We start from the raw sequence: 16,245 nt of genomic DNA, 5'->3' as shown, positions 1-16,245 counted from the left end.
GCCATGCGCGTCGCCATTTGAAGCAAGTACTCAGGTGTTGAGCTGCGCGATTGTGAGCTCACGCAACAGCTCCTGCTCCTCCAGCTCCTTATCGTTGTGCAGTTCCAGCTGCAGGCTCAGTTCCTCCTGTAGCGAGTGATCCTTGTTGGCAAGTTCAAGTACAAGCTGGCGGAAGCGGGCGTCTATTTCGGCGAAGCGGTCTGCATGCTCGGCTCGCAGTCGGGCCGCCCAGTCCCTGTTCGCCAGCATGTAGTCGACCAGGTCATTGCTCAATTCACTTTTGCGAACCTTTTCCAGCACCCGCGACAGTTCATCAGGCGCCAGATTTGCTGCACTTCGAAAACGCATGCTGTCGGCAATCGGAAGGTCAAGCTCCCTGGCCAGTTCCCGGCGGTAGGCCAGCCGCACCGAAACCCTGTCTCCCGGGCCGGATCGCTGTTGGGCCAACTTCTCCAGCAGTTCCATCCTGAACAGCTGCAACAGGCGTTGGCGCAACGTTTGCAGAGTATCGCCAGCCTCGATCAGCAAGCGCTCCCCCATCAGGTACAGCTCGATATTGTTGAACTCCTGCAGCGCACCATCGTGGCAAGTCTGTGACCGGGTTGCAGGGTCAGGCAATGCGGCTGCGGCGATGCATTCCATGAGCGGGCGCTCTTTTTCGTTGCTTGCGGCCACAACCAGCATCATGCGCACACGCTCGCAAAAGGTGGCTTGCGTGGCCGGGTCGGCGTAGGGCGCGGCATTGCGCAAACGGCCCGCCAGGCGCAACAGATCGCTGCCTTCAAGCATTTCCCAACAGTCACGCAATGCCTCGTTCTGCGCGTCGTTGCCAAGCATCCAGTCTTCGAGCCTGGGTGTGTCGTCGCCCTGCAGGGGGAAGTGAGGGTGATCGAGTGATCCTTCGCTTGAAGAGTCGACAAGCAGCAGGTTGCCCGGGATATCCAGTGCGAAGGAAAAACTGTGCTGGCTGTCCGAGAACGCGCGGACACGCAGGATGGTTTCAAGCGGCAGCGGATTGTCGAACAGCGAAATCGACGAAATCGGCATGGGATTGTTCAGGTTTGAGAGAATGTGATCGGGCAATTGGGTAATGTTGTTGGCGCTCAAGTCCAGTAGTTCCAGGGGCAGCAAGCTATCGCACCAGGTGGGCCAGGCCTGCAGGTTCATGTTGGTCAGCGCAAGTGATTGCAGGTTGCTGGAGAGCCTTGCAGGTACCTGGCTGATGGTCCCCATGCGGTTGCCTGACAGGTCCAGCGACGTCAGGTGCTCCAACCCAGCCAGGATATCCAGCATGGCCTGATCGACTTCCAGGTCCATGTTGCGAAAATCCAGGTAGTTGAGGCGGGGCAGGCGTGCCAACGCAGACGCCACTGAGGAAGTGGCCGACTGATGTCCGTCGATGGTCAACCGGGTGACATTGGGGAAGCGGCGCAGCAGTTCGTCAAGTTGCGGCGCGGTTCCGCGCGTGCGGGTCAGGATGAGTGCTTGAACACGCTCTTCAAAGAACGCAGGAAGCCGCCTGGGAAACTGTTCGACAGCCACATCCTCCAGCTGCAAGCGAAGGTACTGCTGGCCTCGCTCCTGTTGCTCCCAGAACTGGCTGATCGCTGACTGGATGCGCTGCCTGTCTGCCAGTGCTTCCTGGGTCAGTGGGTTGCTCGAACTGGACGCCTGAACCCAGCCGTCGATCGCGTCGCGCATTTGCTGGCGTTCATCGCGAATGCGCCCAAGCCGGCTGGTGAGTTCTGCAGGTACGTCTACGGTAATGCCGACCGTTTCGGCCCGTTCGTTCAGTAACAAGCGCTGCAAATGGGTTTCGTTGATACGGTTGCCTTCGAGTGCGATTACCGTTGGGTTGGGCAGTGCCTCTGCTTCATTGAGCAGGAACGATGGCAATGACCTGAGGTTGTTGTTTCGCATGGACAGGTGGGCGATACGCCTCAGTGCATCACTGCCGATCCCGATGGGCCACTGCGCCATTTGCATGTGATCCAGCCCCAGGAAGTCCAGGGACAGTTGATGGAAGCTTGGGCTGTTGTCTTGGGCCAGGCGGTTGCCACTCAGGTCCAGGTACCTCAACTGCTGGAGCTCTGCCAACAGATTGAGGTCGTTTTCGGAGAACGCGATGTTCTGGTTGGTCAGTACCAGCCGTTGCAGTTCGGGCAAGATCTGAGTGATGGAGGGGACGCTGAGCAGAAAAAAAGAAGGTGTTGACCTGGCGTTGTACGGCCGGCTGATTTCCAATGATTCTAGCTGCGGCATCTGCCTGAGCAGGCGTTGCAGCAAACGTTCGTGCTGTGCCCAGCCGGCGAGGGTGCCTGACGGTAGATCAATCAGGCTCAAGCTGCGCACGCGGATGTTGAAGAACTGGGGCAGGGTCAGGGGTATATCGGCCAAGGGAACGTGAGTGATGCGCAGCTCGGCCGAGTGCTGGGTGGCTTCATCCAGGGCGGTGTCGTACCAGTGTTGCATGATCGACTCGCGCAAGCGGTCGTAGTCCTGCGCGGCTTGCTCTGTCGCAGGTGAAATGGCCTCGCTCCAGTCTGCCAACCTGCTTTGCAGTTCATTGCGCTGCTCCCCCAGCAACTGCAGATGCTCGAGTATCTGCAACTGCGTACGGCCACGACTGGCAAGCGAAAGCAGTATCTGGTCTGCCGAAAGCCCGGTATGCGCGACGAGCCCTGTTGCTTCGACAGCGTCGATCAGGCGCAGACGGGTAGCGCCTTGTGCTGCCGGGCCACCTCCGCTCATCGGATAGCCCAGGCGCCCATCGGCCAGGCGCATGGGCGAACGGTAGCCGGGGCGCACAGGTTGCATGCCCAGTATCGCCCTCAGGGTTGAACGTGGCGGCAAGGGGCTTTCCCGTATCAGGCGCTGCAGCCCTTGCTGATCTGCTACACCCATCTGCGTCATGGCCTCTGGCAGTGCTTGGTACAACGCGGCATAGAGATCCGGGTAGGCCGTGACCGTTGCACCCGGGCGGCTTTCATCGTGGACGATGTAGCCTGCCTCGGCATGTGTGATGGTTTGATAGGGGCGCGTGTCCAGAGGGCCGATACCCTGGACTTGGGCAGGCCACGACGTGCGCTGCAGCACCTGTAGTTTTGTTTCGGCAGGCCAGCCTGACTGGTGTTCAAGCAAATGCATGATCAGTCGGTCACTGTCGCGGTTTTGCACCCCGGACAAGTACAGCCCCTCGCAAGCGCGGGCCAGGCGGATGTGTTGCAGGTAGACGCGGATCTCCTCGCCCAGGCGTATGGGAACCTTGCCGTTGTCGAGCATTTGGCGTTCGGGGGCGCTGGCGCCGCGCTCCAGTTCATCGCTGACGGCGGCCGGCAGGTTCGGATACTGCCGCCGAATGGCAGCAGAGCCTGGCGACAGGTCACCCGGAAGGCGGGCGTAAGCCCTGGAAAACTCGGCCGCCCATGAGGCGGTGTCCGGCAATTGCCGGATCGTTTCGTCCAGCTTGAAACGTTGCATCGTGTCTTCCAGCAATGCCGGCAGCCGCTGGTTCTCGGCCAGGGTCCGGCGCAGCACGTCTTCGTGGGTGTCGCTGACGGCAAGTATCCGTTGCAGTGTTGGCTCGTCGAAGTGGGCATTCAAGTGACCGATACGGCGCAGCAGTGCCATGCCCGACCAGCTCAGCGGCCTGTCCGTTACCTGCAGCCAGGCTCCGGCCCCGTTGTGCCGTAGCGGTGGCTCATAGCCGTTTGCCTTGCTGGGGTGTTCGATTCTGTAGGTACCAGTGTCGGCATTCCATTTGAGTGAAAATGTCTTGTCTTCGAGGCGCAGCCAGACCTTGCCATCCTGGCGGTACAGCCCAAGCCCATCCGGGCTGGCCTGTGCCGGGGGGGCGACGTCTTGTTCGAAGGGGGTCAGGTCCTGGTTCCACAGGCGAGTGCTGCCATCCGGTAGCTCCACTTCCACCAGTTCTTCGATGAAAGAGTGGGTTGGCACTGCAACACCCTCTATCTCTGGCTCCTGCGGCGTACTGCCTGCTTCGCCACCTTCGGTGTGCCCCGCTGCTTTGGCTGCCGCGCTCAACGCGGCCATGATCGCCACGTTTTCAATGACATCTACCAAGTAGGTCAAGGCTTTGTCGCGCTCGTCGTTTTTCCACGCCTCGATACCTTCGTAGACCTCGTGGGCCAACTGGAGCACGCAGACTGCAAGCATCGCCTCGCCAAGCCCGGGCACGAAGAAACCGGCGATGTTCAGGGCCGTCAGCACACGACCGGCGATCAATTCCCGGTGGGCCTGGGCAGTGCGCCGGTCGACGATTTCGGTTGGGGCTGCGTGAAACAGCACATCTTGTTCGTGGCGTTGGGCTTTCTGAAAAGCCATGACCCCCTGGAACGCATGGCTGAAGGGCTCTGCAACCGGATGCAGGGTGGCATGTGGATCAGGTACACGCTCAAGTATCCCGCGGACACTCCACGTGATGGGCGTGAGCCGATCCCTCAGGCGGGTGATTGTCGAGGCCTTGTCACGGTCGGCGATGTGTTTGTCCAGATAGTTGATGTTGGCCTGGAGCCTGCTGCGCAAGTCGGCCTGCAAGGCCTCCAGGGTCGTAAATTCCTTGAGAGGCTCCGCGTCGTCCTCCGGGATATACAGGGCGACGGCCTGATGCGTATCGGTTTGCATGGTAATGAGCACAACCCCGGTCAGCGTCGCTTCCCACAACTCGAGATAGCTGAATGTCACGGGTGAGGTTGCCGATAAGGGCTGATCAACGGGGCTGGCAAGGGCTGCGGTGTACAGTGTTTCAGTGATATCGCCTTTGAGGCGGGCGAAATGCAAGGACTGTCGGAAAGCCGAGACTTCCGCCCGCCCCAGGGTCTGGTAAACGCTCAGCCTGGCTTCATCGGCGCTGAGCAGCGCCGTGGCCGCAGGGTAGTAGATCTCATGCACCAGGCCATGGTATTTACCGCCGATATCCAGCTTGCGGCACAGGTCGGCGAAGTTTTCGGCGCTGATATCCACTGCATTGGTGATCGGGACAGTGCCCATGAAGCGCCGATGATCGAGGATGACGGACTTCTTCAGCAGCGCCTTCGGCGCGTCCATGCCAGCCTCGACAGCGGCACCTTGGTCGAAGTTGTGCAGCGCGCTTTGCAGCAGCGAGCGGGTCGCCTGATTCACAGCCAGACGCGCGTCGCCTGCGTTGGTCGCGTCGATCAGGCGGGCATCGACCAGATACGTGTTGTGCACATCCAGGTCGAGCCCGAATTGCTGTTTGATGGCTTCGGTCAGTTGCTGGGCGGCGTAGGTTTGCAGGTCAGGCAGCCGCTCGAACAGTTCCTGAACCTGAGCCTGGTGTTCGCGGTGGCGGGCGTGCTCTTCTTGCCAGGCTTTGGCGGTTTCCGGTAGCTGCTGGATCGCTGTGGCGAGCCAGGCAGGGGCTGGCAGTGCGTTACGTATTGCGCGACGGGTTTCTGGAGTAGCTTGCTTGAGCCAGGCGGGGACCTTGTGCGCGATAGTGGTGTAATGAGCGCCAGGTAAGGTGTTTGCTGGGGTTGGCATGGTGGGCCCTTGCTAGGTATGGGGCAAGGGACTATCGGTGGTGTGGCTGGCATGCTGGAGGTAAATATGTGTACCCGGCTTGCGGCCGGGTCCGAGAGGACGGTGCTCAAAGCGCAATTCAGGTTTATGATGCCCAACGGCAGTCAATATCCTCACACGGAGTGCGCAATGCAGACCCTCTACCCGCAGATCAAACCCTACGCCCGGCACGATCTGGCCGTGGAAGCGCCGCATGTGCTGTATGTCGACGAAAGCGGCTCGCCGGAGGGGCTACCCGTGGTGTTCATCCACGGAGGCCCGGGTGCTGGCTGCGACGCCCAGAGCCGTTGCTACTTTGACCCCAACCTGTACCGCATCATCACGTTCGACCAGCGCGGCTGTGGCCGCTCCACGCCCCATGCGAGCCTGGAGAACAACACCACCTGGCACCTGGTCGAGGACCTGGAGCGCATTCGCGAGCACCTTGGCATCGACAAATGGGTGCTGTTCGGCGGCTCGTGGGGCTCCACCCTGGCCTTGGCCTACGCCCAGACCCACCCCGAGCGCGTGCACGGCCTGATCCTGCGTGGCATCTTCCTGTGCCGGCCGCAGGAGATCGAGTGGTTCTACCAGGAAGGTGCCAGCCGCCTGTTCCCGGACTACTGGCAGGACTACATCGCGCCGATTCCCCCGGAAGAGCGCGGCGACCTGGTCACCGCCTTCCACAAACGCCTGACCGGCAACGACCAGATCGCCCAGATGCACGCCGCCAAGGCCTGGTCCACCTGGGAAGGCCGCACGGCCACCCTGCGCCCCAATCCGCTGGTGGTCGACCGGTTCTCCGAGCCGCAACGCGCATTGTCGATTGCCCGGATCGAATGCCACTACTTCATGAACAACGCCTTCCTCGAGCCTGACCAGCTGATCCGCGACCTGCCGAAAATCGCCCACTTGCCGGCGGTGATCGTGCATGGCCGCTACGACGTGATCTGCCCGCTGGACAACGCCTGGGCGCTGCACCAGGCCTGGCCGAACAGCGAACTCAAGGTAATCCGTGACGCCGGTCACGCGGCTTCCGAGCCTGGGATCACCGATGCGCTGGTGCGCGCCGCCGACCAGATGGCCCGGCGCCTGCTCGACCTGCCCCTGGAAGAAGCATGAGGGGTTTGCTGCAGCGCGTGCGCGGTGCACGGGTAGAGGTGGCGGGGGAAGTGGTCGGGGCCATTGACCAGGGTTTGCTGGTATTGGTGGCCGTCGAGCCTGAAGATTCCCGTGAACAGGCCGATAAACTGTTGCACAAGCTGCTGAACTACCGTGTGTTCAGCGATGAACAGGGCAAGATGAACCTGTCACTCAAGGATGTCGGCGGCGGTTTGTTGCTGGTGTCGCAGTTCACGTTGGCGGCAGACACCCGCAATGGCATGCGCCCGAGCTTCTCGACGGCTGCGCCACCGGCCCTCGGCGCCGAGTTGTTCGACTATCTTTTCCAGCAGGCGAAGGCTCGGCATGCCGACGTGGCCAGCGGCCAATTTGGTGCAGACATGCAAGTGCACCTGGTGAATGATGGCCCCGTAACATTTATGTTACAAATATGAGGTCAAAAAACCCTTTGTTTATAGGAAAACAAGGGGTTTTGTACGATAAATAGTTGTTCCAGCCTGATGCGTTGTCACGCGACCTGCTGGATAATCGCGCGCTGCATGGACCTGCGTTCGCAGGTTCGTTTCACTCTGACTCGAGCATTGTCTGGATCCGTTTGGGGAATCATTACGCCCTCACGGGGTCCGAACAGTGCTCGCCAACCCGGCATTTGTCGCTGGCCGTTGGTTTCATGATCTGTTTTCGGCGAGGGTTGCTCGTGATTGTTAGTCCCCAAAAAGCATCAAGAATCCCCGGCACCGGGCTGCGCAAGGCCCTGATGGCCAGTGTGGCACTGGTCGGCCTGATGAGCGCGGGCCAGCTGTGGGCATTCAATCTTGACGATGTTGCAGCCAAGGCAAAGGATCTGGCCGGCCAGAAGTACGAAGCACCAAAAAGCAACCTGCCGGCCGTATTCCGCGACATGAAGTTTGCGGACTACCAGAAAATCCATTTCCTGCAGGAAAAGGCCGAGTGGGCCAAGGACAAGACCCCGTTCAAGCTGTCGTTCTATCACCAGGGCATGCATTTCGATACCCCGGTGAAGATCAACGAGGTCACCGCCACCAAGGTCGAAGAAATCAAGTACGACCCGAGCCGCTTCGAGTTCGGTGACGTGCCACACGACCCGGAAACCACCAAGAACCTGGGTTATGCCGGTTTCCGCGTGCTGTACCCGATCAACAAGGCCGACAAGCAGGACGAGATCATGACCCTGCTTGGCGCCAGCTACTTCCGCGTGGTCGGCAAGGGCCACGTGTACGGCCTTTCGGCCCGTGGCCTGGCCATCGACACCGCACTGCCGTCGGGCGAGGAATTCCCGCGCTTCACCGAGTTCTGGGTTGAAAAACCCAAGCCGGCCGACAAGCACCTGGTGATCTACGCCCTGCTGGATTCGCCGCGCTCCACCGGTGCCTACAAGCTGACCCTGCGCCCGGGCAACGATACCGTGGTCGACGTACAGTCCCAGGTCTTCCTGCGTGACCAGGTCAGCCGCCTGGGTATCGCACCGCTGACCAGCATGTACCTGTTCGGCCCCAACCAGCCGTCCAAAGTGCTCAACTACCGCCCGGCCCTGCATGACTCCGAAGGCCTGTCGATTCATGCCGGCAATGGCGAGTGGATCTGGCGCCCGCTGAACAACCCGAAACACCTGGCCGTGAGCAACTTCAGTGTCGAGAACCCGCGTGGTTTCGGCCTGATGCAGCGCCAGCGTGCCTTCAGTGACTATGAAGACCTCGACGACAACTACCAGAAACGCCCAAGCGCCTGGATCGAGCCGAAGGGTGATTGGGGCAAAGGTACCGTTGACCTGGTCGAAATTCCGACTGCCGACGAAACCAACGACAACATCGTTGCCTTCTGGAGCCCGGAAAAGCTGCCGGAACCAGGCAAGCCGTTTGAGTACGCCTACCGCCTGCACTGGACCATCAACGAGGCGAAGTTCCAGGCGCCTGAGTTGGGTTCGGTCAAGCAGACCCTGCGTTCCACGGGTGACGTCAAACAGTCCAACCTGATCCGCCAGCCAGACGGCAGCGTGGCCTTCCTGGTCGACTTCACCGGCCCGGCATTGGCCGCCTTGCCCGAAGATACCGCCGTGCGCAGCCAGATCAGCGTGGACGACAACGCCGAGGTGGTCGAGAACAATCTGCGCTATAACCCAGAGACCAAAGGCTGGCGCCTGACCCTGCGCTTGAAGGTCAAGGAAGCCAACAAATCGACTGAAATGCGTGCCGCGCTGGTGCGTGATGTGCCGGTCGAACCCGCCAAGCCTGCCCAGGAAGCCAAGCAGGACAAGGCCGCAGCCAAGCATGCCAAGGCGGAGAAAGCCGTCAAGGCCGAGCAACCTGCCAAGGCCGAACAACCTGCCGCCGATGCGGCGCCCACCAATGGGGCCCCGGCCACCACCGAGAAGGTGCTGACCGAGACCTGGAGCTATCAGTTGCCTGCCGATGAGTAACTCAAGCGCAAGGCCAGTATCGCTTGGCGAGTATCTGGCTCACCTACCACTGAGTGACGAGCAACGGGCGGAGCTCGCCAGTTGCACGTCGTTCAGTGAGCTGCACCAACGCCTGGCGGCCAACCCGGCCGTCGACGCTGCCGAGGCCGTGCAGGCCTCGGTAGGCCCACGCCTGACCGTGGGCAGCGCCGCCGAGCTGGAAGACGCCGAAATGCTCGGCGTCGACGGCAGCGGCCGGCTGTGCCTGAAGATCGCCCCACCAATCAAACGCACCAAAGTGGTGCCAGAACCGTGGCGCACCAACGTCCTGATCCGCATGTGGCGGCGCATGACCGGCCGCACCAATGCCCCGCAGCCACCCAAGCGTGAGCTGCCGCCGGCGCGCTGGCGCACGGTCGGGTCGATCCGGCGCTACATCCTGCTGGCCCTGATGATCGGCCAGACCATCGTCGCCGGTTGGTACATGAAGGGCATCCTGCCGTACCAGGGCTGGTCGTTCGTCGACATGGACGAAATCGTCAACCAGTCACTGTGGCAAACCGTCGTCCAGGTGTGGCCATATGCCTTGCAGACGTCCATCCTGATCCTCTTCGGCATCCTGTTCTGCTGGGTGTCGGCGGGCTTCTGGACCGCGCTCATGGGCTTCCTCGAGCTACTCACCGGGCGTGACAAGTACAAGATTTCGGGCAGCAGCGCCGGCAACGAGCCGATTGCGCCCGAGGCGCGTACCGCACTGGTGATGCCGATCTGCAACGAAGACGTGCCGCGCGTGTTCGCCGGCCTGCGCGCAACGTTCGAGTCGGTGGCCGCCAGCGGCAACCTCGACCGTTTCGACTTCTTCGTGCTTAGCGACACCAACGACACCGACATTGCCGTGGCCGAGCAACAGGCCTGGCTGGACGTGTGCCGCGAAACCAAAGGCTTCGGCCGCATCTTCTACCGCCGCCGCCGGCGCCGGGTGAAGCGCAAGAGCGGCAACCTCGACGACTTCTGCCGTCGCTGGGGTGGCGAGTACAAGTACATGGTCGTGCTCGACGCCGACAGCGTCATGAGCGGCGAATGCCTGAGCAGCCTGGTGCGCCTGATGGAGGCCAACCCGGACGCCGGTATCATCCAGACCGGGCCGAAAGCCTCGGGCATGGACACCCTGTACGCCCGCATGCAACAGTTTGCCACCCGCGTATACGGCCCGCTGTTCACGGCCGGCCTGCACTTCTGGCAGCTGGGCGAGTCGCACTACTGGGGCCACAACGCAATCATCCGCATGAAGCCGTTCATCGAGCACTGCGCCCTGGCCCCGTTGCCGGGCAAGGGCGCGTTCGCCGGTGCGATTCTCTCCCACGACTTCGTCGAAGCTGCGCTGATGCGCCGTGCCGGCTGGGGCGTGTGGATCGCCTATGACCTGCCGGGCAGCTACGAGGAACTGCCGCCCAACCTGCTCGACGAGCTCAAGCGTGACCGCCGCTGGTGCCACGGCAACCTGATGAACTTCCGCCTGTTCCTGGTCAAGGGTATGCACCCGGTGCACCGTGCGGTGTTCCTCACCGGGGTGATGTCGTACCTGTCGGCGCCGCTGTGGTTCCTGTTCCTGGTGCTGTCGACCGCGTTGCTGGCGACCAACACCCTGATGGAGCCGCAGTACTTCATCGAGCCGTACCAGCTGTACCCGCTGTGGCCGCAGTGGCACCCGGAAAAGGCCGTGGCGCTGTTCTCCACCACCATCGTGCTGCTGTTCCTGCCCAAACTGCTCAGCATCATCCTGATCTGGGCCAAGGGTGCCGTCGAGTTCGGTGGGCGGGTGAAGGTGACCCTGTCGATGCTGATGGAGATGCTGTTCTCCATGCTGCTGGCACCGGTGCGCATGATCTTCCACACCCGCTTCGTGCTGGCCGCGTTCCTCGGCTGGGCCGCGACCTGGAACTCGCCGCAGCGTGACGACGACTCCACACCGTGGAGCGAGGCTGTGCGTCGCCATGGCCCGCAAACCCTGCTGGGCATTGCCTGGGCTGGGCTGGTGGCCTGGTTGAACCCAAGCTTCCTGTGGTGGCTGGCGCCGATTGTGGGCTCGCTGGTGCTGTCGATTCCGGTTTCGGTGATCTCCAGCCGCACCCGCCTGGGCCTGGCGGCCAAGGACGAGAAGCTGTTCCTCATCCCCGAGGAATACGCCACGCCGCAGGAGTTGCTGGCCACTGACCAGTACACCCACGAAAACCGCTGGCATGCCCTGCATGACGGCTTCGTGCGGGCCGTGGTCGACCCGCGGCAGAACGCCCTGGCCTGTGCCATGGCCACTGCCCGTCATGGTCAGGCGGCGCCAATCGAGGCGCTGCGTGCCGAGCGCGTGGCCAAGGCGGTGGAGGTCGGGCCGAAAGGGCTGGACCTCAATACCCGCCTGGCCCTGCTTAGCGACCCGGTGGCGCTGACCCGCCTGCACGAGCAGGTGTGGGCAGAGCACAATGCGGCATGGATCGATGTGTGGCGTGCGTCGATCAAGAACGACCCGCATTCACCGCTGTTGCCGCTGCACCCGGAAAACGAAGGCCAGCCGACACTCGTCGGCGCCTGACCGGGCCTATTCGCGGGTGAACCCGCTCCCACAGGGGCTGTGCAGTGCCTTGTGGGAGCGGGTTCACCCGCGAAGCTTTTCAGGGCCCAGGCCGATTTTGGCCAACAAAGTCCCCCCCAGCGCTAGGTCCCCGGGCCGCCATGCGTTAGCATCCCATTCCGATACGACGCACCGGCCGGTACGGCCGTGCCAACACAATAAGATTCGCTACTTTTCTTGCTAGGGGACTTGGTGATGATCAAGAAATACCTTTCGCGGCTGATGGTCGGTGTAACCGCCCTGGTCGCTGTAACTGCGGCCCAGGCAGGCGCCATCGATGACGCGGTCAAGCGCGGCACCCTGAAGGTGGGCATGGACCCAACCTACATGCCGTTCCAGATGACCAACAAGCGTGGTGAGATCATCGGCTTCGAAGTCGATATCCTCAAAGCCATGGCCAAGTCCATGGGCGTGAAGTTCGAGGCTGTTTCCACTGCCTATGACGGCATCATCCCGGCCCTGCTGACCGACAAGTTCGACATGATCGGCAGCGGCATGACCCTGACCCAGGAGCGTAACCTGCGCCTGAACTTCAGCGAACCCTTCATCGTGGTTGGCCAGACCCTGCTGATCCGCAAGGAGCTGGCTGGCGAGATCAAGTCGTACAAAGACCTGAACAACGAAAAGTACCGCCTGACCTCCAAGCTGGGCACTACCGGTGAAATGGTCTCCAAGAAGCTGATCGGCAAAGCCAAGTACCACGGCTACGACAACGAGCAGGAAGCGGTGATGGATGTGGTCAACGGCAAGGCTGACGCCTTTGTCTATGACGCGCCGTACAACGTGGTAGCGGTAGAGAAGGCCGGCGCTGGCAAGCTGCTGTTCCTCGAAGAACCCTTCACCTACGAGCCGCTGGCCTTTGGCCTGAAGAAAGGCGACTACGACAGCATCAACTTCATCAACAACTTCCTGCACCAGATCAAGCATGACGGGACCTACGATCGTATTCACGACAAGTGGTTCAAGAACAAGGACTGGCTGAAGGAAATGGAATAAGGCCCAGGCCAAAAGCCCGGCTTTATGACCCAGACGCGCAGGCAAACCCTGCGCGTTCGCATTTACGGAAGTACCCCACGTGATCAAACACAAGAAAGCCCAGTGGCCTTGGCACGGGTTGACCGCCCTGGTGCTGGTGGGCCTGGCAGTCAGCCTGTACCTGGCCACCTCAATGATGTCCTACGAATGGCGCTGGAACCGCGTACCGCAGTACTTCGCCTACAAGGCTGAAGACACACAGCGTGCTGCCGGTTACGGCACCGTTCAGGAAATCGTCATCTCCGGCGATAACGCCCGCGTCACGCTGAAGGATGAAAACGGCGATGAGCAAGTGCTCGACGTGGCCAAGGACAGCCTGCAACTGAGCCGTGGCGACGATGTTGCCGAAGGCGACCAGATCGGTGTAACCCGCCATTGGGCCGCCGGCCCGCTGGCCTGGGGCTTGTGGACCACGCTGTGGCTGTCGGTGGTATCCGGGGCGTTGGGCCTGGTGATTGGTCTGTTCGCCGGGTTGTGCCGGTTGTCGAACAACCCGACCCTGCGTGACCTGTCGACCGTTTATGTCGAGCTGGTGCGCGGCACGCCGCTGCTGGTGCAGATTTTCATCTTCTACTTCTTCATCGGCACCGTGCTCAACCTGTCACGCGAGTTCGCCGGCGTGGCGGCACTGGCGCTGTTCACCGGCGCCTATGTGGCCGAAATCGTCCGTGCTGGCGTGCAGTCCATCGCCAAGGGCCAGAACGAAGCCGCCCGCTCGCTGGGCCTGAACGCTGGCCAGTCGATGCGCCACGTGATCCTGCCGCAGGCATTCAAGCGCGTGCTGCCGCCGCTGGCCGGCCAGTTCATCAGCCTGGTCAAGGACACCTCGCTGGTCTCGGTGATCGCCATAACCGAGCTGACCAAGAGCGGCCGCGAGGCCATCACCACCTCCTTCTCGACTTTCGAGATCTGGTTCTGCGTGGCAGGCCTGTACCTGCTGATCAACCTGCCGCTGTCGCACATTGCCAGCCGGCTTGAGCGGAGGCTTGCGCAAAGTGATTGAAGTCCGTGACCTGCTGAAAGTCTTCGATACCCGTGGCCATGTGGTGCGGGCTGTGGATAACGTCACCACCCAGGTCGCCAAGGGCGAAGTGGTGGTAGTGCTTGGCCCGTCGGGTTCGGGCAAGTCGACCTTCCTGCGCTGCCTGAACGGCCTGGAGCATTTCGACGAAGGCTTTGTAGCCATCGACGGCCTGCAACTGGCCGACCCGAAGACCGACATCAACGCCTACCGCCGCGAAGTCGGCATGGTGTTCCAGCACTTCAACCTGTTCCCGCACATGACCGTGCTGGAAAACCTGTGCCTGGCGCAGAAGGTGGTGCGCAAGCGCAACAAGGCGGACCGTGAGGCCAAGGCCCGGGCGTTGCTGGAAAAGGTCGGTATTGCACAGAAGGCCAACGAGTACCCGTCACGGCTTTCCGGTGGCCAGCAGCAGCGTGTAGCGATTGCCCGCGCCTTGTGCATGGAGCCCAAGGTCATGCTGTTCGATGAACCGACTTCTGCACTGGACCCGGAAATGGTCGGCGAGGTGCTGGATGTGATGAAGACCCTGGCCCAGGAAGGCATGACCATGGTCTGCGTCACCCACGAAATGGGCTTTGCCCGTGAAGTGGCTGATCGGGTGCTGTTCTTTGATCATGGCAAGCTGCTGGAAGATGCCTCGCCGCAGACCTTCTTCGATGCACCGAAAGACCCACGTGCGCAGGCGTTCCTGCGCCAGGTGCTGTAACCGCAGCGGCCTCTTCGCGGGCACGCCCGCTCCCACAGGTACTGCGCAGCCCGTGAAACCTGCGCGATACCTGTGGGAGCGGGCATGCCCGCGAAGAGGCCAGCACAGGCAAGCCACCCCTCAGGTTAGAGCTTGAACCGCCCCACCAACCCTTGCAAGTGGGTCCCCAAACGCGCCAATTCCACGCTGGAACTGGCCGTCTCTTCACTGGCCGCCGATGTCTGGTCGGAAATATCCCGCACGTTCATCACGCTGCGGTTGATCTCCTCGGCTACCGCCGTCTGCTCTTCCGCTGCCGTAGCGATCTGCTGGTTCATCGCCTGAATCGACGACACCGTCCTGGTAATGGTCTCCAGCGAACTGCCCGCTCGGCGCGTCAGCTCGACACTGCTGTCGGTCAACTGGCGGCTGCTGTCCATCACGCTGGCCACCCGCTGGGTGCCACTTTGCAGGCCGGCAATCAGCTCTTCGATCTCTTCGGTCGACTGCTGGGTGCGTTGGGCCAGGCTGCGCACTTCGTCGGCGACCACGGCAAAGCCACGCCCGGCTTCGCCAGCACGGGCAGCCTCGATTGCAGCGTTAAGGGCCAGCAGGTTGGTCTGCTGGGCAACTGACTTGATCACGTCGAGTACGCTGCCGATCTTGTCGCTTTCGGCCTTGAGCTGGTTCATCGCTTCACTTGAGTTCACCACTTCGCCCGCCAGCCGCTCGATCTGCGCGACAGCTTCGCCCACCACCCGGTCACCTTCACGGGCTTGCTGGTCGGCCATCAGTGCCGCTTCCGAGGCCTGCTCGGCGTTACGTGCCACCTCGTGCACAGTGGCGGTCATCTGGTTCATGGCAGTCGCCACCTGGTCAGTCTCGACCTTCTGGTTGTTCACCCCGGCGCTGGTCTGCTCGGTGACTGCCGACAGCTGTTCGGCGGCGCTGGCGATCTGCGTGACGCCATCGCCAATGCCGCCGATCAGTTCACGCAGGCCTTGGGTCATGCGCTGCATGCTGGCTTGCAACTGTCCCAGCTCATCGCGGCGCTGCACCGGCAGGTTCTGGGTCAGGTCGCCATTGGCTACGCGCTCGGCGGCGCGCAGGGTTTGGCGCAGGGGGATGATGATCTGCCGGGTGATGGCCCAGGCGGCCAGCAGGCCAAGAGCCAAGGCCAGCGCAGTGGCCGCAGCGAGCAGGGTTTTGGCCCGGGCTGCGCCGGCGTCGCGCACTGCGGTTTGTGAGGCTGTCATCGCCTGGCTGGTCTGCAAGAGTACCGTGCCTTGCTCAGCCATGCGCCGTAAGGCCTGCTCCGTCGCGTCGGGGTCGGCAGCCGATTGCTTGAGGTCAGCGAACGCCTGCCGATAGTGGCGCACCGCCGTCATCTGCTGCTGGAGGCGTTGCTGGTCGTCGGGCTTTTCGATCTGGCCAAGCATCAGCTGGATCTGGCGTTCCAGATCGTCCAACGCTTTTTCCAGCTCTGCCACGGCTACGTTGTCGCGGTTGCGTTCATAGTGCTGGCGAGCGATACGCAAGTCCTGGGTGTACTGATGGATCACCGAGATGTTCCCCAGCTTGTCGCCACGGTCGATGATGCTGTCCATACCGTGCCAGCCGGTCAGGGTGATGGCCAGGGTCAACAGCAGCACCAGGCCGAAGCCCAGCCCAAGTTTGCGGTTGACGCTCACATTGCCCAGCGATTGGGCTAACCATTGATACATGTACGACTCCCGGGCGGCTTGGCAGCACAAATAGTTGTAGTGTTGCCAAGGCCATCGGCCCAGGAGGGGGAA

General features: G+C 61.9%; 9 protein-coding genes. 7 read left to right on the top strand and 2 right to left on the bottom strand.

Annotation, left to right across the window (positions count from 1 at the left end; genetic code table 11):
- Nucleotides 1-30 precede the first annotated feature (30 nt).
- Nucleotides 31-5,523, bottom strand: coding sequence for a dermonecrotic toxin domain-containing protein (locus ACQKPZ_RS19825; RefSeq protein WP_427541322.1), 5,493 nt, complete (start codon nt 5,521-5,523; stop codon nt 31-33).
- 168 nt (nt 5,524-5,691) lie between these two features.
- Here ACQKPZ_RS19825 and pip point away from each other — a divergent pair, with 168 nt between their 5' ends.
- From pip to ACQKPZ_RS19790, 7 genes are all read left to right on the top strand, one after another.
- On the top strand, nt 5,692-6,663 hold the full coding sequence (pip, locus tag ACQKPZ_RS19820; protein ID WP_391126347.1) for a prolyl aminopeptidase: 972 nt from the start codon (nt 5,692-5,694) through the stop codon (nt 6,661-6,663).
- Complete coding sequence (dtd, locus tag ACQKPZ_RS19815; RefSeq protein WP_427541319.1) at nt 6,660-7,097, top strand: D-aminoacyl-tRNA deacylase; 438 nt, start codon at nt 6,660-6,662, stop codon at nt 7,095-7,097. The genes pip and dtd overlap by 4 nt, the downstream gene beginning before the upstream one ends.
- Nucleotides 7,098-7,420: 323 nt before the next feature.
- Nucleotides 7,421-9,100 (top strand): glucan biosynthesis protein G, encoded by a 1,680-nt coding sequence (locus ACQKPZ_RS19810; RefSeq protein WP_427541349.1) that lies wholly within the window; start codon nt 7,421-7,423, stop codon nt 9,098-9,100.
- Nucleotides 9,093-11,666, top strand: a complete 2,574-nt coding sequence (gene mdoH, locus ACQKPZ_RS19805; RefSeq protein WP_427541316.1) for a glucans biosynthesis glucosyltransferase MdoH — start codon at nt 9,093-9,095, stop codon at nt 11,664-11,666. The genes ACQKPZ_RS19810 and mdoH overlap by 8 nt, the downstream gene beginning before the upstream one ends.
- A gap of 237 nt (nt 11,667-11,903) precedes the next feature.
- Nucleotides 11,904-12,701, top strand: coding sequence for a transporter substrate-binding domain-containing protein (locus ACQKPZ_RS19800; protein ID WP_391126662.1), 798 nt, complete (start codon nt 11,904-11,906; stop codon nt 12,699-12,701).
- 79 nt (nt 12,702-12,780) lie between these two features.
- Nucleotides 12,781-13,743: an amino acid ABC transporter permease gene (locus tag ACQKPZ_RS19795; RefSeq protein WP_391126339.1), complete on the top strand. Its 963-nt coding sequence runs from the start codon at nt 12,781-12,783 to the stop codon at nt 13,741-13,743.
- Nucleotides 13,736-14,470: an amino acid ABC transporter ATP-binding protein gene (locus ACQKPZ_RS19790; RefSeq protein ID WP_391126659.1), complete on the top strand. Its 735-nt coding sequence runs from the start codon at nt 13,736-13,738 to the stop codon at nt 14,468-14,470. The genes ACQKPZ_RS19795 and ACQKPZ_RS19790 overlap by 8 nt, the downstream gene beginning before the upstream one ends.
- Before the next feature lie 125 nt (nt 14,471-14,595).
- On the opposite strand, the gene ACQKPZ_RS19785 is transcribed toward ACQKPZ_RS19790, so the two are convergent.
- A complete protein-coding gene (locus ACQKPZ_RS19785) occupies nt 14,596-16,173 on the bottom strand; it encodes a methyl-accepting chemotaxis protein (protein WP_427541313.1) in 1,578 nt (525 codons plus the stop codon).
- Between the last annotated feature and the right edge of the window lie 72 nt (nt 16,174-16,245).

Source organism: Pseudomonas sp. NPDC089547 (assembly GCF_050280665.1).
Classification (GTDB): domain Bacteria; phylum Pseudomonadota; class Gammaproteobacteria; order Pseudomonadales; family Pseudomonadaceae; genus Aquipseudomonas.
Note: the sequence above shows the minus strand (reverse complement) of the source record. Positions and strands in the feature narration are given on the sequence as shown.